The organism is Chryseobacterium arthrosphaerae (assembly GCF_001684965.1).
GTDB lineage: Bacteria > Bacteroidota > Bacteroidia > Flavobacteriales > Weeksellaceae > Chryseobacterium > Chryseobacterium arthrosphaerae.
In genome coordinates this window covers 1,396,232-1,421,770 of sequence record NZ_MAYG01000001.1, presented here as the reverse complement: position 1 = coordinate 1,421,770, position 25,539 = coordinate 1,396,232, and the positions used below count along the sequence as shown (strand labels likewise).

The 25,539-nt window shown below is 38.4% G+C and carries 20 protein-coding genes; 13 read left to right on the top strand and 7 right to left on the bottom strand.

Annotated elements, in window-relative coordinates; all coding sequences use genetic code 11:
* Window positions 1-17 precede the first annotated feature (17 nt).
* The 10 genes from BBI00_RS06430 to BBI00_RS06385 all read left to right on the top strand — a co-directional run bounded on the left by BBI00_RS06430 (window position 18) and on the right by BBI00_RS06385 (window position 14,429).
* Window positions 18-3,503: a glycosyltransferase family 117 protein gene (locus BBI00_RS06430; RefSeq protein ID WP_065397986.1), complete on the top strand. Its 3,486-nt coding sequence runs from the start codon at window positions 18-20 to the stop codon at window positions 3,501-3,503.
* Window positions 3,504-3,593: 90 nt separating this feature from the next.
* Window positions 3,594-5,081: an LTA synthase family protein gene (locus tag BBI00_RS06425; RefSeq protein ID WP_065397985.1), complete on the top strand. Its 1,488-nt coding sequence runs from the start codon at window positions 3,594-3,596 to the stop codon at window positions 5,079-5,081.
* Between the two features lie 46 nt (window positions 5,082-5,127).
* Complete coding sequence (locus BBI00_RS06420) at window positions 5,128-5,703, top strand: DUF1697 domain-containing protein (RefSeq protein ID WP_228394728.1); 576 nt, start codon at window positions 5,128-5,130, stop codon at window positions 5,701-5,703.
* Between the two features lie 598 nt (window positions 5,704-6,301).
* Window positions 6,302-7,111 (top strand): 3-deoxy-8-phosphooctulonate synthase, encoded by an 810-nt coding sequence (gene kdsA / locus BBI00_RS06415; protein WP_065397984.1) that lies wholly within the window; start codon window positions 6,302-6,304, stop codon window positions 7,109-7,111.
* Window positions 7,112-7,154: 43 nt separating this feature from the next.
* Window positions 7,155-9,395, top strand: a complete 2,241-nt coding sequence (locus tag BBI00_RS06410; protein ID WP_065397983.1) for a TonB-dependent receptor plug domain-containing protein — start codon at window positions 7,155-7,157, stop codon at window positions 9,393-9,395.
* A 142-nt stretch (window positions 9,396-9,537) separates the two neighbouring features.
* Window positions 9,538-9,918, top strand: coding sequence for an HYC_CC_PP family protein (locus tag BBI00_RS06405; RefSeq protein WP_065397982.1), 381 nt, complete (start codon window positions 9,538-9,540; stop codon window positions 9,916-9,918).
* A gap of 114 nt (window positions 9,919-10,032) precedes the next feature.
* Complete coding sequence (locus tag BBI00_RS06400) at window positions 10,033-10,506, top strand: DUF3347 domain-containing protein (RefSeq protein WP_065397981.1); 474 nt, start codon at window positions 10,033-10,035, stop codon at window positions 10,504-10,506.
* Window positions 10,507-10,594: 88 nt separating this feature from the next.
* Entirely contained in the window at window positions 10,595-13,309 is a 2,715-nt protein-coding gene (locus BBI00_RS06395) for a multicopper oxidase domain-containing protein (RefSeq protein WP_228394727.1), read from the top strand.
* 24 nt (window positions 13,310-13,333) lie between these two features.
* Complete coding sequence (locus tag BBI00_RS06390; protein WP_065397980.1) at window positions 13,334-13,963, top strand: DUF3347 domain-containing protein; 630 nt, start codon at window positions 13,334-13,336, stop codon at window positions 13,961-13,963.
* Window positions 13,964-13,967: 4 nt separating this feature from the next.
* Window positions 13,968-14,429: a heme-binding domain-containing protein gene (locus BBI00_RS06385; protein WP_065397979.1), complete on the top strand. Its 462-nt coding sequence runs from the start codon at window positions 13,968-13,970 to the stop codon at window positions 14,427-14,429.
* Between the two features lie 61 nt (window positions 14,430-14,490).
* Here BBI00_RS06385 and BBI00_RS06380 read toward each other — a convergent pair whose 3' ends face one another.
* The 7 genes from BBI00_RS06380 to BBI00_RS06345 all read right to left on the bottom strand — a co-directional run bounded on the left by BBI00_RS06380 (window position 14,491) and on the right by BBI00_RS06345 (window position 21,961).
* Window positions 14,491-16,524, bottom strand: a complete 2,034-nt coding sequence (locus BBI00_RS06380; RefSeq protein ID WP_065397978.1) for a S9 family peptidase — start codon at window positions 16,522-16,524, stop codon at window positions 14,491-14,493.
* A gap of 92 nt (window positions 16,525-16,616) precedes the next feature.
* On the bottom strand, window positions 16,617-17,117 hold the full coding sequence (locus tag BBI00_RS06375; RefSeq protein WP_065397977.1) for a GNAT family N-acetyltransferase: 501 nt from the start codon (window positions 17,115-17,117) through the stop codon (window positions 16,617-16,619).
* 18 nt (window positions 17,118-17,135) lie between these two features.
* Complete coding sequence (locus tag BBI00_RS06370) at window positions 17,136-17,726, bottom strand: hypothetical protein (RefSeq protein WP_065397976.1); 591 nt, start codon at window positions 17,724-17,726, stop codon at window positions 17,136-17,138.
* Window positions 17,727-17,737: 11 nt separating this feature from the next.
* The gene (locus BBI00_RS06365; RefSeq protein ID WP_065397975.1) at window positions 17,738-18,541 is read right to left on the bottom strand and encodes an alpha-ketoglutarate-dependent dioxygenase AlkB; all 804 of its coding nucleotides are present in this window, start codon (window positions 18,539-18,541) and stop codon (window positions 17,738-17,740) included.
* A gap of 12 nt (window positions 18,542-18,553) precedes the next feature.
* Window positions 18,554-19,780 (bottom strand): hypothetical protein, encoded by a 1,227-nt coding sequence (locus BBI00_RS06360; protein ID WP_065397974.1) that lies wholly within the window; start codon window positions 19,778-19,780, stop codon window positions 18,554-18,556.
* Window positions 19,781-19,986: 206 nt separating this feature from the next.
* A complete protein-coding gene (locus BBI00_RS06355) occupies window positions 19,987-20,853 on the bottom strand; it encodes a sigma-70 family RNA polymerase sigma factor (RefSeq protein ID WP_002979276.1) in 867 nt (288 codons plus the stop codon).
* Window positions 20,854-21,169: 316 nt separating this feature from the next.
* Complete coding sequence (locus tag BBI00_RS06345; protein WP_065397972.1) at window positions 21,170-21,961, bottom strand: S1/P1 nuclease; 792 nt, start codon at window positions 21,959-21,961, stop codon at window positions 21,170-21,172.
* Window positions 21,962-22,444: 483 nt separating this feature from the next.
* Between BBI00_RS06345 and BBI00_RS06340 the strand changes: the two genes are divergently transcribed.
* Genes BBI00_RS06340 through BBI00_RS06330 form a run of 3 tightly spaced genes read left to right on the top strand, consistent with a single transcriptional unit; the run spans window position 22,445 to window position 25,486 of the window.
* Window positions 22,445-23,362, top strand: coding sequence for a type VI secretion system baseplate subunit TssG (locus BBI00_RS06340; protein WP_228394726.1), 918 nt, complete (start codon window positions 22,445-22,447; stop codon window positions 23,360-23,362).
* A 54-nt stretch (window positions 23,363-23,416) separates the two neighbouring features.
* On the top strand, window positions 23,417-24,319 hold the full coding sequence (locus BBI00_RS06335) for a TssN family type VI secretion system protein (protein WP_065397970.1): 903 nt from the start codon (window positions 23,417-23,419) through the stop codon (window positions 24,317-24,319).
* 27 nt (window positions 24,320-24,346) lie between these two features.
* The gene (locus BBI00_RS06330; RefSeq protein ID WP_065397969.1) at window positions 24,347-25,486 is read left to right on the top strand and encodes a hypothetical protein; all 1,140 of its coding nucleotides are present in this window, start codon (window positions 24,347-24,349) and stop codon (window positions 25,484-25,486) included.
* Window positions 25,487-25,539 lie beyond the last annotated feature (53 nt).

Here is a 25,539-nt window from a genome sequence, read left to right as displayed (position 1 = left end):
ATAATTGATTTAATACTATGAAAAATTGGACTTTTAGGCAATGGAACACCGTTTTAGGATGGGTGATTTTCGTCATTGCGTTTTTCACGTACTTGTCCACCATAGAACCCAATTTCAGTTTTTGGGATTGTGGCGAGTACATTTCTTCTGCAGTAAAACTTGAAGTAACGCACGCTCCCGGAGCGGCTTTATTCCAGATAGTGGGTGCCGTGGCAGCCATTTTTGCATTAGGGAAAGGCGAAAATTACTCCATCGTAATTAATGCGATGTCTGCATTGTTCAGTGCGCTGACGATTTTATTTTTATTCTGGACGATCACGCACTTTGTGAGACGACTCTTAAACAAAGATTTCGAAGAAATTACCAAACACCAGGAAATTTCTATTTTATTTGCAGGAGCAATAGGCGCACTTTGCTTCACATTCTCAGATACATTCTGGTTTTCTGCAGTAGAAGGAGAGGTGTATTCAATGGCATCAATGTTTATCGCTCTTTTGGTCTGGTTGATCACAAAATGGGAAAATGAGTACAAAGCGGCAGACAGTGAAAGATGGATTATCCTTATTTTCTTTATTTTAGGACTGTCTGTGGGAGTACACATGATGTGTATGCTGGCAACACCTGCGGTATGTCTGGTATATTACGCAAGAAACTACAAGTTTACCTGGAAAAACTTTATCTGGGCCAACCTTATAACACTGGGCATCCTGATCGTAGTTTTCAAGATTATTTTCCCATTGATCATGACGATGTTCGGAAGACTGGAGATTTTCTTTGTAAACGGTCTTGGGCTTCCTTTCCACTCAGGAACTATTGCAGCATTTATCCTGATGGCTGCGATCTGTTATTTCATCATCAAATATGCCAGAAAAACGAAAAGAAACCTGTATCAGACCATCGCTTTATCTGTGGTATACATGATCATCGGTTTCTCCTGCTGGATGGTGATCCCGATCAGAGCGAATGCTAACCCGCCAATGAACCTTAATGATCCTGATACTGCAATCGGTATGCTGGATTACTATAACAGGGAACAGTATGGTGACTGGCCAACGATCTACGGGCAGAATTACACCGCTTTCCTTGATGCCAACGGAATTGAAAAGAACGAAGACGGAAGCTTTAAAACAAAAAAGACCGGGGAAATCTACGAAAAAGATGAAAAAACCGGAACTTACAGAAAAACCGGAGACCGTTTCAACTATGTTTTCAACAAATCTCAGGTAAGCTTAATGCCAAGAATGTTCAACGAGGACAAAGATGTAATGGCCAACTATATTTCAATGTATGGAGCTCCTGATTTTACCTTTAATTATGCTAATGAAGATGTGGCAGACAATCCACAGGCTAAGCAGATTTTTGATGAATTGAGAACGAAATATGAAGATAAGTCGATTACTGCTTCAGATTACCTGAAAGTGAAGCCTTATAACCTGATCAATGTTCAGAAGCCTTCATTGCTACAGAATATGGATTATTTCATTTCTTTCCAGAACGGATATTATTTTGTAAGATACCTGATGTGGAACTTTGTGGGAAGACAGAATGACCTTGAAGGTAATATGGAAAGCACCAAAGGAAACTGGATTTCCGGAATTCCTTTCATCGATAATGTTATTGTAGGAAACCAGGATAAAATGCCTGCTAAATTTAAAAATGAAAGTACGGTTACATTCTTCTTCCTTCCGTTAATTTTAGGACTCATCGGATTCTTTTTCCAGCTGAATAGGGATTTCGGAAGATTCTATGCTTTGCTATCCTTATTTATTATTACCAGTGTCGGAATTATTTTCTATACGGGAGTAAAACCTTTCGAACCAAGAGAGAGAGATTATGCAATGGTAGGATCTTTCTATGCTTTTTCTATCTGGATCGGATTGGGCGCCGGAGCTATTCTGTGGTTCTTACAGTCTAAAATTAAATCCAACGGTGCCAATATTGCACTAGGAGTTGTTTTGTTGGGCGTACCTTTTATGATGGGCTTCCAGAACTATAATGTTCACGACAGAAGTAACAGATATACAGCATATGATTATGCATATTCCGTATTAAAATCATTACCGAAAAACGATATCCTGTTCGTTTATGGTGATAACGATACCTATCCGGTTTGGGCTATCCAGGAAACGGAAAGATTCAGAGATGACGTAAAAGTGGTGAACTTTACCCTTGCTTCCACGCCCTGGAACCTTGACCAGGTGAAAAGAAGAACGTACAACGCAATGGGAATTCCTAGTCAGTTAACCCATGATGATTACAGAGACGGGGTAAACGACCAGATCTATATGATGAAGAAAGAAGACTGGGAAGGGGTATTCTCTATGCTGAAAGAGCAGGGAGCTCCTGAAACTGAATTCCAGGCGTTCAGAAAATATCTTACTCAGGATTCTTTAACACTGAAAGAGGCGATTAATTTCATCAAATTCAAATCTCCTGAAAAAGATGAGCTCCTGAAAATGTACTTCGGAGAAGAGAAATATGAGAAATACAATATTCTTCCGGTAAACAAATTCATTCTTCCCGTTAATAAGGAAAATGCACTGAAAGCTGGAATCATCAACCAGGCAGATCTTCCTAACGTAGCCAATCAGATCATGATTACCTATAAAGGAAACACGCTTTATAAAAATAACCTGATCCTTATGGACCTGTTGGCGAACTTCGACTGGAAGCGTCCGATCAACTTCTCATCAGGAGGAATTTATGACAGCGAAAACATTTTCTATCTGAATGACTATCTTCAGTTTGACGGCTTCAGTTACAGGCTGATCCCGATCCAGACTCCTCCTACGGCTGATGGAGATATGGGAAGAGTAGATGCCGACAACCTTTATAATGTAGTGAAAAACTTCAGATGGGGGAACTTTAAAGATCTTAATGCTCACTTTGATGAAACGGCTACATCCAATATTATCAGCTACAGAATGTCAGCAAGCAGAGCTGCAGCAGCCCTTGCATTGAGCGGACAGAAAGCAAAGGCATTGGAAATCCTTGATCTTGCCGCTAAGGAAATTCCTGCGGAAAAATACAATGATCCACGTTCATTAAGCTCTATTGTATCAGGATACATTATTGCAGGACAGGAGCAGAAAGGTCTTCAGCTGGCAGAAGTACTGAAGAAAGGAATCTTTGAAGAATATGATTATTATCAAAGCCTTTCCAAGGCAGACCAAAGCTATCTGAGAAGACAAATGAGAACGAAGCCGATGGAATATTCTCTTGTAGTAGCCGCTGTTACCGATGCTTATACAAAGATAGGCCAGAAAGAAAAAGGATATGCTTACCTGGTAAAATCCATTGAGCCGATCGATAAAAAGTTCAATGCTTTTGTAAAAGATCTTCAGCAGATGGGTAAAGAGAAAGCAATGAAAGAATCTGAAGAAGTTCAAAAGATCACACCATTCTATCAGTATCTATTTGATGTCATGGAACCTTTTGATTCTACGTATTCGAAAGAAAAAGAAGATCAGATTACTTCTGCGATTATCAAAGCAACACAATAAAATATTTTTAAAAACGGAACTTCGGTTCCGTTTTTTTATTATTGGGAATCCTGAATTTTAAGGTTATATTTGTGAAACTAAAAATACATAATGGCTGAAGCACAAAATAGCAAATTCCCAATTTATGCCGTCATCATTACGGTTCTTTTTAAACTTCTTTTTTTATTGACGCATTATATCCAGGAAGATGCTTTTATTACCTGGAGAGTTGCCCAGAACTTATTGGATTACGGAGTGATCGGTTTCAACGGAGATACCAAAATCTCTGCATCCACCACTCATCTGTACGTTTTTGTGTCCTATATTTTCAACCTTATTTTGGGTAAAGAAAACTTTATAGAGCCGCTTCTGATATTTAATTCCATATTATTCACGACAGGAACACTGTTTCTCTCTCATCTGGTTCTTAAAAATCCCTGGCATAAAGCTATTTTTATCTTTCTGATCGGTATTCTACCTCCATCCATTAAAATTTCAATCCTTGGTATGGAATACGGACTTCTGTTTTTCCTGGAAATGGTCTTGCTGTATTATGGATTTTATAAAGGAAAAAAATGGGTTCTTATCTTACTGCCCGTTTTCATTATGTTTACAAGAATCGATACCGTTATATTTTTAGGAATTGTGTTCCTTGTAGATGTATTCTGGAATAAAAAAATCAGATGGAGTTATGTTTTTGGCGGAATTCTGGGCGTTTTATCAACATTAGCATTCAACTGGTTCTATTTCGGTGAAGTGGTGAATAATACCATTACTGCAAAAAAACTGCTTTATGAAGACCATTTTACCTTTCAGCAGCATATCGGTTATTTCCTTAAAAGCTTTGGAAACTTCTGGGGAATGCTCAAATTTCCCGGGGATTTTAATCCGCTTACCATAGTAGTCCTGATTTTTGAGCTTCTTTGTTTCATTTACCTGATCAGACAGAGGGGGACAAGAAACTTCTTTCTCTGGATCATCTTTATTTTCGGATGGGCAAAACAGATCATTTTTATCTCTCAGAAAAGTCTGTTCGACTGGTATTACTGGGTACCACAGCTTTTACTTTTTGTTCCGGTTCTTATTTTCGTTCTGGAGCAGAAAGAGAAAAGAAATTTGTGGCTTTCTCTGCTTGTTGTATTCTATATCCTTCCGATGCTGGCTTTTCAGACCGTGCATTCCATTGCTACAGGAAACGGAGAATGGAATTACAGAAGAACCATCGGCTTATTTTTACATCAGTATGAAAAAGATAAAAAACAGTGGATTTTATTGGAGCCGGCCGGATATGTACCTTACTTTTCAGGGTTGAAAACGATAGATGAAGTAGGACTGGTAGACAAACAAATTCAGGAAGAAATCAAAAAAGATAAAGCCAACTACTGGATCAATACGGTAAAAACCAGAAAACCCAAATACCTGCTTTCTTATCAGAATTTAGAAGAAGGGAAAAATGCGGAATACTATAAAACCCATTACAGGCTTCTGAAGGAATTCAGGGTAAAAGATCACCTGAACAGCAATAATAAGATCCTTGAAAGAATCTATCATCTGAAACCTTCAGGAACAGATTATAATTTGTACATTCGGGTTGATTAAAGATTAAATAAAGAGAATTTAAAAACAGAAACAGTGAGCTCAGCAAATGCTCATCATTCACTGCAGCCTGACAACTAAAATCGATTACCTTACTATGAAATACTGTGCTTTTCTCCGTGGCGTCAACGTAAAAGGAACCAATATGAAAATGGCGGATGTCTGCCTGGTTTTCCAAGAGGCCGGAATGACAGAGGTAAGTTCTGTTCTTGCCTCCGGAAATATTGTTTTTTCTTCAGATAAAAAGGTTGAAGATTTGAAAGTATTGCTGGAAAAAGCAATGTCAGAACATTTTTCTTATGAAGCATTTTTGTTCATCAGATCTCAGGAAGAAACGGAGGTACTCTGGAACAGTATTCCCTTTGAAAAAAATGACGGGTTGCATATCTATGGTTTTGTAGGAATGGCGGGAGTGGAAAAGGTCTTGATGGAAGAATTTCAAAAAGCAACCCAGGCGGAAAATGAAAAAGCTGAAATTGTCAATGATATATTTTACTGGCAGGTTCCGAAAGGTAATACCTTGGATTCTACTTTTGGGAAGGTTTTAGGGAAGAAAAGCCTTAAGGATCAAATGACCAGCAGGAATATCAATACGTTTGAGAAAGTGTTGAAAAAGATGGAGTAATTTTTATCTACAGTACAAAAATATAATAGGAACGGGCTTTAGCCCGTTTTTTTATAAATCCAAATACCATTGGCTTTAGCCAAAATCTGAGCTGTCTCCTATATTATGTTTAGGTTCTTGTACAATAACAAACCGGACGTTGAAAAGCATGAGGTGAAATGATTTCAACTTTTGTTCTTATTAAGTATTATGCTCTCGCAGATCTTGCTGATCACGCAGATTCTATTAAAACCATCCTTAATCTTTGTCATTCAATCAGAAATCCGGCTTCAGTTGAATGTGATGTTAAGGATCTTTAGAATGATAAACCGGGTGCTGAGACACAAAAACATTTTAGCATTGAATTTTCTTTGGAAATTTAATTAAAACTTAATCAATAAAATGTAGCCTAATCAAAATATAGCAATTATCTTCTCTAAAACTCTAAAACTCTAAAACTCTAAAACTCTAAAACTCTAAAACTCTAAAACTCTAAAACTCTAAAACTCTAAAACTCTAAAACTTTAACCCTCTAACCCCAAAACCGCACTTCTCCTCAAATAATTTCCAAGTCTGAAACTTTCTCAGTATTTTTACTGAACTTTTTAATACCAACAAAATGATTCAGTATTTAGATAACATTCAGCACAAAGATTCAAAGAACTTTTTCCTTATTGCCGGCCCATGTATTATTGAGGGGGAAGATATGGCACTTAGGATTGCTGAAAAAGTAATCAACATTACAGACAAATATAATATTCCTTATATTTTTAAAGGGAGTTTCAAGAAGGCGAACAGAAGCCGTGTAGATTCTTTTACGACGATTGGAGAAGAGAAATCACTCGAAATCCTTAAAAAAGTTGGAGAGACATTCAACATTCCTACCACAACGGATATCCATGAGAACGAGCATGCAGCATTAGCAGCACAATATGTGGATGTATTGCAGATTCCTGCATTCCTGGTACGTCAGACCGATCTTTTGGTTGCTGCAGCAAAAACAGGAAAATGTGTTTCTTTGAAAAAAGGGCAGTTCCTTTCACCGGAATCGATGAAATTTGCTGTTCAGAAGATTACAGATTCCGATAACCAGAAGGTAGCGATCATTGAAAGAGGAAATTCTTTCGGATATACAGATCTGATCGTGGATTACAGGGGAATTCCTACCATGAGGGAATATGCTCCGGTAATTTTAGATGTTACGCATTCCCTGCAGCAGCCTAATCAGAGTTCAGGAGTGACAGGAGGAAGACCGGATCTTATTGAAACCATAGCTAAAGCAGGAATTGCAGTAGGAGCAGATGGAATTTTCATTGAAACACATCCTACACCGGAAACAGCATTATCTGATGGAGCCAATATGTTAAGACTGGATTTATTAGAAGATTTATTACAAAAATTAACAAGAATTAGAGAATCGATTTTGTAATTGTTAAAAAAACATTAATTTTAGAAATTCTAAAATATTTCTTTTGAAAAAACTAGTTTTACCGCTAAGCCTTATGGTCCCTGTACTGATTTTCTCGCAACACAGAAAAAAGGATACAACGACCGTTAAAGTGACCGATATAGAGGAAGTAGTCTTCCAGAAAAAAGCAGTAGGAAGTACCAAAGACATTACCAATGTCCGGATTTCAGCAAAAGATGCGAAAGCTGCTGCTACCATAAGTGGAGGAATTGAAGGATTGCTCAAAACACTTCCTTCCGTAAACTCCAATACTGAGCTGTCTTCCCAATATATGGTTCGTGGTGGTAACTATGATGAAAACCTTATCTACATCAATGATATTGAAATCTACAGACCTTTCCTGATCAGAAATTCTCAGCAGGAAGGCATGAGTATCATCAATCCGGATATGGTTTCTACAGTGAATTTCTCAGCAGGAGGATTTGAAGCCAAATATGGTGATAAAATGTCTTCTGCTTTAAATATCTATTACCGTGAACCTGAAAAATTTGAAGTTTCAGGAGAAGCGAGTCTGATAGGAGGAAGGCTTACCACAGGTCTGGCTTCAAAAAACAAGAAATTTACCGCTTTATTTTCAGGAAGATACAGAAATACCAACCTTGTTCTTAATACTTTAAAGGAAGATACGGATTTTAACCCTACCTATTGGGATTTCCAGTCTTACCTTAATTACCATGTCAACGATAAACTTTCCATGTCGTTCATCGGATATTATTCCAAGAATGATTATGAAATGATTCCAAGGCAGAAAAGTGTAACGTTCGGAAGCCTTCAGCAGCCTATTACGGTAAATATAGGATATGGAGGTAAAGAAAATGACCAGTATAAAAATATGATGGGAACATTTTCTGTAAATTATAAACCGGCGGATAACTGGAAGTTTACCTTGGATGCTTTTGCCTACCAGAACAGGGAAAAAGAATATTATAGCATACAATCGGCATATGAGCTGCAGACCTTTGATCCTAAAACGCAGGAACCTGTTGCAACCTATGACCTGGGCGGGCAGATAGATCATGCAAGAAACGATTTATTTGTAAGAACTTACGGAACCCAGTTCAGAGCAAAATTTTCTCCCAACGTCAATACGGATTTTGAAGTAGGTTTTAAATATGAAAAAGAAAACCTGAAAGATAATACCAACGAATGGAGATTGGTAGATTCTGCAGGGTACAGTATTCCAAGACCTGATATCGATCCGAGAACAGGGGCAACGGGAGACCTTAAACTGGCCTATTATATTGCGGGACAGAATAATATTGAACCTTCAAGATTATCAGCATATGCCCAGTATTCACAGAAATTCTACTGGGGAGCCAGCAAAGTATTTGTGAATGCCGGAGTGCGAGTGGCCAACTGGAGTTTCAATAAAGAAACCATATTCTCACCCAGGGCCCAGTTTGCCATCAAACCGGATTGGGATAATGATATGTTGTTCAAACTTTCGGCAGGGATCTATTATCAGTCTCCTTTCTATAAAGAGATTAAAGACCTTGACGGAAATTTCAACTCCAATATAAAATCACAGCGTTCCATTCAGGTCATTCTTGCGAATGATTATGAATTCCAGATGTATGACAGACCGTTTAAGCTGACTACGGAACTTTATTATAAGAAAATGGATAACCTGATTCCGTATTATATGGATAATGTGAGGATCCGTTATTCCGGAGCCAATAATGCCAAAGGATATTCATATGGTATCGATACAAGATTATTCGGTGAATTTGTTCCGGGAGTAGATTCGTGGCTTTCTGCGAGTTATGCGAGAGTGTACGAAAATATTGGCGGAAGGGGAGATATTCCGAGGCCTACTGACCAGAGGTTCAGATTTGCCATGTTCTATCAGGATTATATGCCGCAGTTTCCGTCTATGAGGGTAAACCTTACTTTGGTGTATGCGATGGGTCTGCCAACAGGCGCACCTGTAATGTTCGACAGCAACGGGCAGCCTGATTTTAATTCTGCTTACAAGTTCCAGAAAACACTTCCGGCTTATAAAAGGGTAGATATCGGATTAACCAAAGTATTTATTGATCCTAAAGATAAAAAGAGCAGGTCTGGATTCTGGGGGAATTTCCAGGAGCTGACATTAGGTGTTCAGGTTTTCAATGCATTTAATATCAACAATACAGTTGCGAATCAATGGATCACAGATTATAACTCTTCCAATACCAATCTTTATCCGGTTCCGGTACGTCTTACAGGGCGTTTCTTTAATGTGAAACTGGAGTTTAAGCTGTAAAACCTGCTTAATCAGCGAGAATAATTAAAAATAAAAAATCCTCTGAATTATTTCAGAGGATTTTTATTTACCTTAATTTTATAACAATAATTCCGAATTTTATAACAACGGTTTCACGGATATTTTTATCTTTGCTCTATCAATGAAAAAGATTCTTGCCATACTATTTTCTATTTTCTACTTCGGATTCTCTTCCGGAGCGGCATTTAGCGTTCATTATTGTATGCAGGAATTTGTTTCTGTAAGCCAGAAAACAGATGATATCTGTGGAAAATGTGGGGTAAAAGATAAAAAAAGCTGCTGCAAAACAGAGATCAAAGTTGTAAAGGTGGATGATTCCCAGAAATCTGATCTTCTTAAAATTGATTTTTTAAGTTCTGTATCAGAAATTCCGGTGAAGCATCAGTTCGCCGTTATCGACAAATCGTTTTCAGCCACAAAGTTCACACAAATTCAGATCAATGCACCGCCGGAGTACAGGCCGGTGCCTATCTATATCAATCATTGTAATTTTAGAATCTAGAATCCGTCAGTCGTTTTCGGTGTGAGATAACATCGTTACCAATGACATGTCTTAACGCATTACCTGTGCGTTACCTTTATTCTTTATAAAAAATTAATTCTAAAATTTAAAACAATGAAAAAGTATATCATTACAGCAGCGCTGTCTTTATTCTCTATTATTTCACTTTCAGCACAGTCTAAAAAAGACGCCCAGGTTTCAAAACTGTATCAGAACTATATTGCGATCAAATCGGCTTTAGCTTCAGATGATGCAGACCAGACTTCGAAAGCTGCTACGGAATTCATTAAAACAGCTTCTACAATCGATTATAAATTGGTTTCAGAAGGAAACCTTAATATTCTGAGAAAAGATGCTTCTGCCATTTCCGAAGCGAGAAATGTGGCTGCTCAAAGAGAAACTTTCTTCAATCTTTCAGACAATATGATTGCTCTGACCAAAGAGTTCAAGCTTTCTGAAAAACCGGTTTATGTTCAATATTGTCCAATGGCTGACGGGAATTGGCTAAGTGATGAAAAACAGATCATGAACCCATATTACGGAAAGGCTATGCTTTCATGCGGAAGTGTAAAGTCGGAAATTAAATAAGTATCGTATCAATCTTTAAAACAATAAGTTGTGGAGTTTAATTTGTTTTAAACTTTAAGCTCTGCAACTTCTAAAAGTTCGGAATATTATGAAAAAAATAATGATGTTTCTGGTACTTTTGTTCTCTGTTTTTACCTTCGCACAAACCACAAAGACCTATTATACCTGCCCGATGCACCCTGAAGTAGTTTCTTCAAAACCTGGAGAATGCCCGAAGTGTAACATGACATTGGTAAAGAAAACGGCTGTAACAAAGTCTGTGGTAAAACCAACACCTGCAACAGAGAAGAAAACAAAACCGGTAGAAGCAAAAATAAATACCTCCAAAACTGACAGTAAAAAAGCAGAGAGAGCTGGAGAACCTAAGAAAGTAAATACAGCAGCTCAATCGGAATCAGCTTATACCTGTCCTATGCACCCTGAAGTAATTTCGGATAAACCCGGAAAATGTCCTAAATGCGGAATGGAGCTGGTAGAAAAAGAAAACCATCAGCATACTGCAGTTGAAAATTCAAAAGGAGAAAAGTCTGTTTTAAAAAGAAATTCAGAAAACGGAAAAGTTACTTTTGGAGGGAAAACAGTTCGTTATGATCTGTATGTAAAAGACACCATTGTCAATTTTACAGGAAAAAACAGAAGAGCAATTGCGATCAACGGTAAGCTTCAGGCTCCTACACTGTATTTTACAGAAGGCGACACGGCTGAAATTTATCTGCACAATATGCTTAAAGAAAATACAGGTCTTCACTGGCATGGGGTAATTCTTCCCAATGAACATGACGGTGTTCCATACCTTACCACAAAACCTGTAAAACCGGGGGAAACGCACCTGTATAAATTTAAAATCTCTCAAAACGGAACCTATTGGTACCATTCTCATGAAGCGCTGCAGGAACAGATCGGGATGAACGGGATCCTGGTATTTAAAAAGAGAGAAGGTGAGCCAAAAACCGGATATAATGCAGAAATACCGGTATTATTGGGAGACTGGAGTGATGAAGATCCTATGCAGATTGCCCGCAGGCTTCACATGGCCAATACAGACTGGTATGCTGTGAAAAAAAATGCAGTGCAGAGTTACTGGGAAGCGATTAAATCCGGAAACTTCGGAACCAAAGCCCTGAATGAATGGAAAAGAATGGAAGCCATGGATGTAAGTGATGTATATTACGATAAATTCCTGATCAATGGCGCTCCTAGCTCGGATTATTCAAATCTGAAGGCTGGGGATAAAGTAAGACTGAGGGTTGCCAATGGCGGTTCATCCACTTATTTCTGGCTGAATTATGGCGGCGGAAAAATAAAAGTAGTTGGTAATGACGGAAATGATGTGGTTCCTGTAGAAGTAGACCGGTTGATTGTAGGGGTTTCTGAAACCTATGATATTGAAGTTACGATTCCTGAAAATAAAAGTTTTGAATTCAGAGCAACTTCGGAAGACAGAATAGGGCATGCGTCCCTTTGGCTGGGTTCAGGTGATAAAGTAGAAGCTCCCAATCTGCCAAGGCTTATGCTTTTTGAAGGGATGAAAATGATGAACGGAATGATGGAGATGAGCGGAAATATGAAGCCGATGAATATGACGATGGGGAACCAGATGATGGATATGAACGAAGTTATGTATCCTGAACTTCCGGAAAGCCAGAGAAAGCAGACCATGAAGCATATGAATGAAATGATGGGAATAAAAACGAAGGAAGAGAAAAAGACTGAAGATCATTCTCAGCATGCCGGAATGGATATGAAGGAGGAGAAAACGATCAAAAGGTTATCTTACAATATTTTAAAATCACCTGAAAAGACAATTCTCCCAACAGACAGTGTTAGAAATATGAAATTTACGCTGGAAGGAAATATGAATCATTATTTGTGGACCTTAGATAACAAAACCGTTACAGAAACAGATAAAATTCTGATTAAAAAGGGTGAAATTCTAAGGATCAAACTGTACAACAACTCTATGATGCGTCACCCGATGCACCTTCACGGGCATGATTTCAGACTGATCAATTCAAAAGGAGAATACTCACCACTGAAAAATGTGGTGGATATCATGCCGATGGAAACGGTTACAATTGAATTTGCAGCCAATCAGGACGGAGACTGGTTCTTCCACTGTCATATCCTGTATCATATGATGGCGGGAATGGGCAGAATCTTCAGCTATGAGAATTCTAAACCGAACCCACAGCTTCCGAACAGAAAACTGGCCTGGAAAAACTTCCTGAAAGACAATAAAATGGTAAGCTCCATGGCTATGCTGGATGTAGCAAGCAACAAAATACATGCAGAAACCATGACGATGTTCGGACCAAGATGGGCGAACCTGAATGAGTTTCATTCCAACTGGAACTTCGATCATTTCGAAGGAAGTGCAAAAGTAGGGCGGTTCTTAGGAAAATTCCAATGGGCATTGCCTTATGCAGGAGTAAGGGTTCAAAAGAATCATGAGATCATGGAAAGACAGATGGCGGAAGATATGGGCAGGGATTTTCATGGCAAGAAGACCTGGTTCGGGCAGCAGAAAGCTTCCAAAAATAAACTGGCTTTCATGGTGGGGATGCAGTACGTTCTGCCCATGCTCATTACTGCGGATGCAAGTATTGATCAGAATGGTAAAGTTTTACTGGAGCTGAGCAGGGAAGACATTCCGCTTTCCAGAAGACTGAGAGGAAATTTCACGGTCAATTCTGACGGGGAATTTTCAACAGGAATAAGATATATTGTTCAGAAATGGTTATCTCTTTCCGGAAACTATGATAATGAAATGGGCTGGGGTGCCGGTGTAACCTTAACGTATTAATTTTTAAGCATATTATAAAAAACAATGAAAAATATAATAACCGTATTGTTGGCAGGAGCTGCATTATACTCCTGTAATAAACCCGAAAATAAAGTCTCTGAAAAGAAAACAGCAGAGCAGGAAATCAAAACTGTAGACACAACTGAGCTTGCTCAAGCTTCAAACCAAGAGGTAAAAGAAAGCCCGGAAGACAATAAAAAAGAAACAGTTGAGCTTTCAGCTTTTCCTGTTCAGCAGATTATTAACGGCTATCTTCCTCTGAAAAATGCTCTTGCACAGGACGATTCTAAAAAAGCTTCCGATGCTGCTAAAAGCCTGTTTTCTGTATTAAAGAAAATAGATATCAGTAAGACCGTTGCCAAAAGCAATTCTGAACTGCGTGATATTCTGGAAAGTGCATCAGAAAACGCAGAGCATATTGGGGATAATGCTGATGATATAGTACACCAGAGAGAACATTTGCTTTCGTTGAGTAATGATATTACAGATCTGATAGGAGAAGTGGGAACCGGTGGCTTAAAATTATATCAGGATTTCTGCCCTATGTATAATAATGGAAAAGGAGGAACCTGGATCAGTGAGACAAAGGAAATCGTAAATCCTTATCAAGGAGCAAAAATGCTCAGCTGTGGATCTGTAAAAAAGGTTCTGTAGAAAGATGAGCCGTTCTTTCACAAGGATATTTTCAGCTGGTATTCTTATCTTTTTAATCATGCAGTTGATTCAGCCTGTCCGTAACATTGATTATGGACAGGTACCTACCTCTGATATTTCAAAAGTATATCAGATCCCTGAAAATGTACAGTCAATTTTAAGAACTTCATGCTACGATTGTCATAGTAATTCAACAGATTATCCTGTTTACGGATACATTCAGCCCTTCAGTTTTTTTCTTGAAAATCACATCAGGGAAGGCAAAAAAGAACTGAACTTTAATGAGTGGGCGCACTACAGCCAAAGGAAACAGTCTAATAAATTGGATGCTGTTGGGAATCAGATAAAGCAAAGAAAAATGCCGCTTTCTTCATACCTTTATCTTCATCACGATGCGAAGCTGTCTGATGAAAAGATCAAAGAAATTGTTGACTGGATAGAATCTGTCCGTACAGAAAACCAGTAGAAGAATAAATACAAAAACCATCTCATTCCTGAGATGGTTTTGATTTTTTAATAAGGTATTTTTATGGAGTAACTTTGGCTGCTTTTGCTTTTTCAGCTGGTTTGTAAGTTACTTTTGTAATATCTACGGTCATTTCCTTCAGACGCTTCGCTACGTTTTCAGGCATATCTTTCTGGTATCTTCCGCCAATAACTTCAGAAAGGAACTTCTCTGTTTCAGCATACATGGCCATATTGTTGACCGGTTTACGGAATCCGTGGCCTTCATCATCCGCCAGAATATAATTCACTTTTTTACCTTTGTCACGCAATGCAATGACAATCTGATCTGCTTCAGCCTGTTTTACCCTTGGGTCATTGGCTCCCTGAACAATCAATAACGGTTTGTTGATTTTATCCACACTAAACAACGGGCTTGCTTCCTGCATTCTTTTTTTACCCTCTTCAGTTCTCGGATCACCTACCATACCATAGAGGAAGGCCCGGCCTGATTCCCAGTAAGCAGGTACAGAATCCAGCAGGGTGAAAAGATTGCTTGGTCCCACAATATCTACTCCTGCAGCATATACATCCGGTGTAAATGCCAAACCTGCCAGTGTTGCATATCCGCCATAGCTTCCGCCCATAATGGCAACTTTATTTTTATCTGCAATTCCCTGATCGATCAGGTACTTTACGCCCCAGGTAATATCATCCTGCATCAGTTTTCCCCACTGAAGGTCTCCTCCGTTCTGGAATTTTTTACCATAGCCGCCGCTTGCCCTGAAGTTAGGCTGCAGTACAGCATATCCTCTGTTGGCTAAAAACTGTACGGTTGAATTGTATCCCCAATAATCTCTGGGACCTTTCGGGCCTCCGTGCACCAGAACCACGACAGCCACATTTTTCCCATTCGATCCGGCCGGTAGAGTCAGGTAAGCGGGAATTTCAAGTCCGTCGCTGCTTTTATAGGAAACAGGAGTCATGGCTGCCAGATACTTTTCAACTTTTTTCAATTCTGCTCTCGGTGTATACTGGAAGACCAGCTGTCTGGTTTTAGCATCAAAAAAATACGCTTCTGAAGCATATTTATCGCCCCATACTGAGATCAGAAATTTAGAATAATCCTTTGTTGAGCTGGCAAAATTAACCTCTCTTCCCGGAAATTTGCCCTGAAGGAATTTATAGTTATCCTCCCAGGTTTTATCTTTCCAGTAATATTCTGTTTTATCTCCCGTGTAAGAAGTAGAAATGATCTTTCTCGTATTTCGGTCCATAGAAAGGCCTCCGAAATCTACTTTTCCTTTAGGGTCTGCTTCAACTTTTGAGATTTGCTTTGTTTTCGGATCCATCAGGAATAGAGCAGACTTATCCAGGTCTCCTTTATTGGTAACCAGGTAAAATTTGGAATTATCTTCATTCCAGTTTGAGATGTAGGCATTTTCCGTCACCAGGGTTTCATAGATAGGGGTCAGCTTATCTCCATCCTTGTAAAGGAATTGTGTAGTTCCCTTATCATCGGTTTTGGACAATACTCTCAGTTTTTCATCCCAGTCGAAGTCATACCCTGTAACACGGTCTGTATTTTCATAGATCTTTTTCATTTCTCCTGTTGAAATCTTCAAAGAATACAGGTCATGCCAGGCTTTATCCCTGTTATTTAAACCTACCATCAGCAAATCGGGATCTTTTCTGCTTACCATATAGATCTGGGCAGCAACTTCTTTGAGAGGGGTGATATTCCTTGACGCCGGAACTCCGCTTGTTGCTTTAGCCATAGGATCTACAGCGAAAATATTCATGTTTTCATCCCCGTTATTATCTTTTACATAGAGAATATATTTCCCGTCTTCTGACCAGAAATACCCATTCAAAGGACGTTTACTATCAGTGAGCGGACGGGCTTTATCAAAAGGATCATCAATCTTTTTTACCCATATATTCATGATTCCTCCGTACTCTTTTGTAAATGAAATCCATTTTCCATCAGGACTAAGCTGCCCTCCTGAGATCTCAGGGTTGCCGAAGAACAGTCCTCTGTCCAGTAACGGAACCTCCTGTGCCTGCGCTGTATTGATTCCTATCATCAGGAGCAGCGCATAAAAGATTTTTTTCATGTTTTTAATTTTTAGTTGTTATTAATATTTCGGATATTTTTTATACTAAAGATAGTTCTTCCTGATCTTATAAAAGTATTGAGACCATCATTTTATAATGTTAAAATATAACTCTCCGAAACCTTTTTAAAACCATATTTACTGAAAAAATGATGTGCTCCATGATTATTGACTCCACTTTCCAGCAGAATGAAACTGATGTTCCAGTTCTTGGATTCCAGAATGGCTTTTTCTAAAAGCTGGCTGCCCAGAGACTGTCCTCTTACCGACTGGTCCAGAAGCATATCCTCTAAAATGGCATATTTTTTAAAAGGGCCGTTGATCACATTAAAAACCATCATTCCCACAATTTCGCCATGTTCATTTTCCGCAATTAAAATATTGAGTTTGGAACTTCCGTCGGAATTGAAATCTGTGAGCAGCTGCTCCGTAAGGATCACTTCCAGATCGGGATTCCAGTGATGAGAGTCCAGTGCTCTGCCGGACATCATTTCACCATGGGAAATATAGGAGTCTGTTTTATGGGTAATAAAGAAATCTACGAGTTCCTTAATGCGGGCTTTATCGGTGAGCCATTTTGTTGTATATTTCATGAGATATGGTGTAAAGTGTTATTTTAAAATTTTAATTTCTTCAATCAGTTTATTCTGCTTATTGATAAAATCGTTCAGGCTATCGGTTTTTAAAGGATTGGCATTTTGATATTTTTCAATTTCAGGAAGGGTTTTTCTGATTTTGAAAGCATTGTAATAGCTATAGATATATTGTCTGTTTTGATTGATCTTATGTTTAAGATCTTTAATTTTCTGAATTTTCAGAGAATACTTATCTGAGCTGATCTTTAAAATATTAATGATTTCCTTTCTTAAAACTGAATCATTGATGCCTTTTGCTTCATTGTATGCTATTGAATAGTAATCTTCTGAATTGGAAATAACATTGCTATAGATATCCTGGATTTTATGAGCATCTGTCTGCATGGAAGAAATTTTTTCATCAAGTTTTTTCAATCCATCATCACCTTTAATTTTTTCATCATAAATACCGTTTAATATATCCTGAGCCGTACTTAACCTTTTGATCGGGATACTGGATTCTGTATTTTCAGCCGCCTTTCCCACAAGATCATCATCCTTAGGCTTATTTTCTGCGCAGGAAGCTACAGATAAAATCAATGCGGATGCGAAAATTGTTTTTTTCATAAGTGTTTGGTTTAAAATTGCTTTTTGTGTTTTGGGATCAGCAGATCTCCCTGGCTTATCGTATAATTTAAATCCGGATAAACAAAATCCAACGAACGGTTTTCCCGTCCCCGGAGCTGAAAGAATTCTGATTCCTGTTCCTTATCAGCTAATTTAAATAATTCCCCGGTAGAAAAACAGGGGAGTGTATCGCTGAACCGGATATAAGTTTTTGACTTTCTGAAGGTAATGCCCAGCCATTTATTGTCATCAGCCTTTATTTTGGGATCAGGTAAAGAATTCAGGACTATTTTATGCTGAAATTTTTTGTTGGTTTCCAGTGAAAATAAGACAACAGAATTGTGATGCAGCATTATTTCAGATTCTTCCTCTGTAGTTTTATTTTTAATAACAAGTTTTCTCAGCTGAAAATCTGCAAGTTCATCCGGCTTTTCATAACAGCTGAAAAGAGCTATAAAGGAATGGTCTTCCAGATCTAAAGCCTGATCAGAATGAAAACCCATTTTAGAGTACACTGCATCATAAACTTCAATCAGTGCGTTATTGAAATCCTGGGAAGGAATATCCTTCTTTTCATCGGAAAGAGCCTTGTTAATCTGATCAACAAGGCTTTGATGAATTCCTGAAAAAGCAGTGGCAGGAATCGTATATCGGGTAGTGGTTCTTACCACCGGAATATGCTGTCCATCCCATTTTACGAGGTGGTTTCCAAGTCTGCCTTTGCCGGTAGTTTCAAATTCAGCAGAATGAAACAATTCATGGAACAGGTTTCTTTCTAAGGGAAGAACTATTGGGTGAAATGCTGTGCTGGTCATGTTTTCAGATAATTAAAAAATTGGCTTTTCGTAATCTCCTGAATTCATGCTGAAATGTACTTTCCCGTATTCCACACTATTTTCAGTGCTGTTTTCTTCATAGTAAGAACTTCGCAGCTGCTCACGAAGCTCAGGAGTCATTTCTTCAAGCTGAATATACCGGCCGTTTTCTTTGATATAAGTCTGGCCTTCTGTATGCATGGCTTCAAGATTAGAGCATCGGACTACATATCCCATTCTGACAGGAATCTGATCTACTCCCAGAATAGATGGCCTGATTTCATGAGTATATAATCTATTGGTAGAAAGTGGAATCAGGAATGCGGAATCAGGATACAGGGTAACACTGAACTCTTTTTCAAGGGAGTCATCCTCAACTGTTTTCTTTAATTTAAAGTGAAGCCTTGTCAGTGCACTGGTCTGTTTATAGCATATATCGAATCTGTCTGTATCTGACGGTTTCAGCAGTTCCGTATTGCTGTCGTCATAGAACGTACAAAATGCGATGAGCCCTTCTTTGGGCATATCTTTGGTTTTATCAGAATGTGCTTTGATCTTTGCTTTTACCTCCTTTGGAGATTCGTCTGTTTTCTTTCTGTTCTCATAGATCTGTACCAGCGCATGGTTCATGTCTGTGCTGTATTCAAAAGTATCCTTTACACAGTCATTGAGCAGATGAACGATCTGCGTATCTACATCCCTGAAGTTATCAGTAGGTCCCGTGAGATTACTTGAGCATCTCAAAAGATGATAATGAAAAGCTTCCTGACCTGCTTCTGTGGTCTCTCTGGTAATTTTACTCAGATAAATTCCTTTTCTGAATGCTTTACTTTCTTTATTGGATTCTGTGAGTTCCTGAAAGTCATGTTCAGATTTAATTTTCTCAAAGTTGTGGTCACCGGTAAACAGTTTTCTGTAATAGACTCCTGCATTGCTGACGATCACCGGAACTTCTCCCAGACTTACAATTTTTGAATTTTGCAGATGATCATCATAATGTACAGACAATTCTTTTATGATGTGTACCTTTTGAGTATTGCTTTTAAATAAGCTCAGATCTCCGCAAACGTAAACTTTTTTATCGGTGCCGGTGCCCAGATCATCCGGATTGCCGGTTACTGATCCGCAAAAATGATCCGTGAGATATTGAAGTTCTGCATGGGGATCTGGGGCGTTCTGCAAAACAAGAAGAACGTTTTTATCTTTTGAGATTTTATTTTCTGTAGGTAGTGTTGTCATGTTTATTTTTCAAATAGAGTGTTAATGGTATTAGTTAAAATTATTTTAAAATGGGTTACCAATTGTTTTAAAACCGGATAATTATCAAAGGTAAGGAAAGAAATATAATATTCCGGGCTTCTGTTGTGGTTCAGGTGGGAAGGCTATACAAAATAAAAAAACGGAGCCTGAAAACAGACCCCGCCTATACAATTGTTGCGCTAAAATTATTTACCCAGATAAGATTTAAGGATCTTACTTCTGGTGTTGTGTTTTAGTCTCTTAATCGCTTTTTCTTTGATCTGACGAACTCTCTCTCTTGTAAGATCGAAAGTCTCACCAATTTCTTCTAAAGTCATTGGGTGTTTTCCGTTCAGTCCGAAGTATAGTCTTACCAGGTCAGCTTCTCTTGGAGTAAGCGTGTTCAATGCTCTTTCGATCTCGATCTGTAGAGATTCAAGCATCAGATCTTTATCAGGACTTGGTGATTCTCCTGAACGTAATACATCATAAAGATTGGAATCTTCACCTTCTACTAAAGGCGCATCCATAGACAGGTGTCTTCCGGAGTTTTTCATTGATTCCTTAATATCTTCCTCGCTCATGTCAAGAACTTCAGCCAATTCTTCCGGAGAAGGTGGTCTTTCATTTTCCTGCTCAAGGTGAGCGTATGCTTTATTGATTTTATTGATGGAACCAATTTTGTTCAGCGGAAGCCTTACAATTCTTGATTGTTCAGCCAATGCCTGTAAAATTGATTGACGGATCCACCATACTGCATAAGAGATAAATTTGAAACCTCTAGTTTCATCGTACCTTTTTGCTGCTTTCATCAAGCCTAAGTTACCTTCATTGATCAAATCGGGTAAAGAAAGACCTTGATTTTGGTATTGCTTAGATACAGAAACTACGAAACGAAGGTTGGCTTTGATCAGTTTCTCAAGTGCGGCTCTGTCGCCAGCACGTATTCTTTGTGCCAATTCTACTTCCTCGTCCGCAGTGATCAGTTCTACTTTACCAATTTCCTGCAAATACTTGTCTAATGAAGCAGTTTCCCTGTTGGTAACCTGCTTAGTGATTTTTAATTGTCTCATTTATTTTTATCCTCAAAAAAGAGTTACTATATAATATACGTTTGAAAACATAAAAAGGTTACACAAGTTTTATTTTTTTGTAAAATTTATGATTGGGACTGGAATAAAGAAGGGGACCGGAAAAGCATACAGCGTAAAAAGAATGGAAATTAATACCTGTGTTATTATAATTTTTAAAAAAACCAACCTCCATCATTCACCTTCGCCGGAGAGTGTCATAGATTTGACAGATGGTCATTCTAAATTCCAACAAAAAAACGGAACCGAAGTTCCGTTTTATACATTTAAAGTTGTGATATCAACCGTAGGCTGGTACCTAAAATAAATCATTCAGTACTTTTGCCAGTCTCAATCCTCCGTACAACAATTGTCTTTCCAGAGTTTCGTTGAATTTATATTGGTAGTCATATGATAACTTGGAGCCGTCAGGAGTCTGTGCATAGATCCTGTTGGCAATTTTATGAGAATCATACAGCCAGTCTTCCAGGGTTCCGGACTGAATCTGTGCTACTTCTTCCTTAGATTTGATATCTAAAAGTTTTGAGTATTCTGTATAGCTGTATTTTTGAGAATCTACTAATTTCCCGTCCCACACTGAGTGTAAATTGGTTTTATCCCCGAAGTAGGTAACATTGATCTTGTTTCCGCCCAAATCCTCTGCTCTTCCTACGTGAAGGGGCTGTGCCAGGTCTCCCATGATATGGATCAGGAATATCAAAGCAATTTTTCTGTCTTTTGCAGAAGTTTTTTCATCTTTGATCTGGCTGGACAGGGTGTTGACCTGAGTATAAAGACTTGGCCCCGCCTGCATTTTCAGATTCTGATCAAAAGCTTTGAAATCTGCCTGAGGATCAATATTTACATAATGCCATGAAGAAGCCTGCTTCCATACGCCGGTGGTGTCGGATTTGATGAAATCCGGCCAGTTGGCCCAGTAAGCCAGACGTTCTTTACCCATTATTTTTTTGATTCCTCTTCTTGCCTTTCCGGAAAGGTGGTTCTCTGCGATGTCTGCAATCACTCTGTGACCCGTCAGTCCCCATGCATAAGAATAAAGTGAAGAGGAAATGAATGCTAAAATCAGAATTTTAGAATAAATACTTTTCATTTTAAATAACAATTTTCAGTCTGCAAAGATACGGCCCGCTTTCCGAATGAGCATACATTATCCGGAATTTATTCCATAAAGATGATGTTAATAAAATTTAATTCAGATAAAAAGGGGAATTGTATTAGGTTTGGGGCTGAAATGCGGGGGAAGATTGTGGGAATAAGGGATAGAAAGGAAATATAATCAGAGAATACTATAAAAAGTAGTGGCTATGCACTTCCGATAGTAAACTTTGAATTTTGGAATCTTTCTTCATAAAATCCTGATACTGAACCTGGAACTTTCAACTCCACATCTTGAAGAAAATTATTTATTACCGTATTTTTACGGAAATTACTTAAAATTATTCCTTTTAATGTCAATAAATTAGTATTTTTAGGATAAAATTATTAGTAAAATATTTTTTCAAACTTACGAGATATATTATCTTTACAAGTCATAATCAGAGGAAACACTATGTATGAGAATAATATTGTAGATATGCATTACAATAAGCTGCAGACAGACTTTAAGGCTGAAGCTGTGGCTGTTAATCTTTTGAAATACCACCGGACGGTAAGCAATATATTTATTGACAGGGTGGGAGTGAACGACCGTGCTTACCTGAAGGATATCAAAAGTATTTCAAGCAGCTATTTAGGATTTGACGAGGAAGTATTTACCATAGAAAGCTACAGGGAGGGGATTTATGACTACCTTCCGGAAGGGCTTTTCCATCCGCCTTCTCTTGGAGCATCAAGAAAGAATGTGGATACAGTGGTAAGGGAGATCCGGAAACAGAAAAAGGTAGAAGAAGATGCCCGTAAGTTTTTCCGTCCTTTTGAGCTGGAAGTTTTTTTTACGGAAATCAGTGCTTTACTGAAAGAATCTGAATTTGATATTACAAGCAATACGGATGCATTGCTGGATACAGTGAGTGAGCTATGGCCGCTGGTCAGAATGCTGGATAAGCAGAGTGCTTACATCTTTATGCATATCTTACCGTTTTTCCATCAGATCAGAGGAGACAAAAGATGGTTTGAAAGATGTATGACTGCGTTTCTGCAGGTACCGGTAGAAGTTACTTTTTCTCCGAATGTTATTGATGAAATTGAAAAGAACGACGATTCTATGCTACTGGGTAATTCAAGGCTGGGCGTTACCTATATTCCAAGCGGAAGACATATGGACGGGCAGCGGAACTGGGTAGTGAATATAGGACCTATCCCTTATGAGGAAATGAAAAAATACATTCCGGGAAGTCCGTTCAGAAAAGTTCTTCAGGCTTTGTATGACTATTTCCTTCCTGTGACTGTAGATGTGGAAGAAAATTTTGTTACAGAAAAGGTAGAATATTCATTCAGCCTTGAGGATGACGACAGAAACGCAAGCCGCCTTGGATACTCTACATTCCTCTAAATTATTTTATTATATTTACAACTACCAACACAATATAAATTCGAAAAGAAACAAATGGAAATTTCTTCAGTAAAAGGTATTTTTTTAAGGTATATCTTAATGCCTTTGATCGCAATTATTATGATGTTTATACTCGGTATAATCAGGCGGAATAAACCTGCGATAAAGATTAAAGTAATTATTGTATACGTTCTTCTGTGCAGTTTGTGTCTGGCCCTGCCTGGTGTTTTTGGGTTTGCCGGAAATCTTTTTAATCCGGAGTGGTATCTCGTAGCACAGGTGATCTATCTTATTTTGGGGATTATCCATGTCAATTTATTACACAAATATTTCAAAAAGCATTTCGATTCTCTGGCGATGAGCATTTTGTTCGAGTCTATTCTTTCAGTAACGTGTATCGTTTTGGGAGGTTACCTGTTTACCCTTCTTTTCAACTGGATGAGTAAAGGGCTGGGAAATCCGGTAATGGCAGCGACAAGTATGCTGATCTTTGTGGTTCCTATGGTATTTTATTACTGTTATATTCAGTTTATCAGTATTCCTTTTGATATTTATAAAACATGGAGATATTCTCCTGAGCAGAAGCTTCCTGATTTTGAAGGAGCAGACTTTGACAGACTGATGGTTTTGAACGTTGAGCTGAGCAAAAAGCTTGAAGATGCCAACCGTTTCAGAATTAAAGCAAAAACACTTCCAACGGGCGTTACTTTCGGAGACTGGTTCTACAGAGTGGTGGATGATTACAACCACAAGAATCCGGGATCTGTTATTCATCTTTCCGATGAAGGCAATGAACCGTATTACTGGATCTTTTATACTAAAAAATCGTTTTTCAGTTTTAGAAAATATATAGATTTCGACCAGGACATCACTACAAACAGCATTTCTGAAAATGAAGTGGTGATTTGTAAAAGGGTCATTCAGCATGAAGAGGAGGGAGTCGCAAGAAAAGCATAATCACAAAAACTTTAAAAGTATTTTAACATGATACAACCTATTAAACATTTTGCAATCAACTGGGTGGACGGGATGAAAGTTTCCCAAAGACACCTTAATGATCAGGATAATTTCTTAATTGATACCATCAGAGATTCCAATTCACTTGGGATTACTACATATAACTACGGGCTTCTGCCAATCTCTACTGAATTTACAGACCGAACGATTTTTGATGTTCATAACACCGCAACCAATGATGTACAGCTTGTTATCAAGCGTTGCAGTGCCGTGACCATGGCAGGATACCGTATTGAACTGACGGACAGAAGGATCAGCGTAAAGTCTTTGGCGAAATCCATGAACGAAGAGCAGGCAGACGGAGAATATTATATTTTAATCTCTGTAAATCCTTTTGACAAGGTTCCTTTCGGAGATATTGACCCGGAAGAAATTCCGCCACGCCATCCAAGCGCACAGCCGAATCACCATATTGAACTGTTACCTGTAACTTCTCTGAACAGCAGCTATTCCGGAGGAAATTATCTGATTATCGGAAAGGTAGATTTAAAAGCAAATATTGCCCAGGTAGATTCAAACTTTATTCCGCCCTGTACTTCTATACAGAGTCATCCGGCACTGGTAGATTATTACAGCAGTTTTGCTAAGTCTATAGGGAATCTTCAGCAGTATGCGTTCAAAATCATTCAGAAATCATCACATAAGAATCAGAACACAGCTCTTGCACAGAATGTTAAGTTCTTATGTACTACCATGGTCAATACGTTTGGAGATATGTATTTCCAGTTCAGAAACATCACGCCATGGCAGCCACCTGTATTTTTGATCGAATCTTTTGCAAGACTGGCACTTCATTTATACAATTCCACTCAGCTTCTTGTTCCTGCCGAACTGGAAGAAATGCTGAACTACAGCCTTGAGTGGAGTGAGATTGCTCCTCATACTTTACTGAACCAGCTTTCTATTGTAGCGGAAACCAATTATGACCATCACAACTGCGGAGAACCATTGGTTTATATTCAGCAGATGCTGAGAAGCCTTGAAACTATTTTCGCTAAACTGAGTGAACTTGATTATATCGGTCAGAGAAAAGAAAATATCATTGTTAATGAGCAGGAAGTTTCTACCAACACGAATCCTAGAAGAGGATGGAGTGTATTGGATTAATACAAACTGCTTTTACAAGACAGGTCCCGGATGAAAATTCGGGATTTTTTATG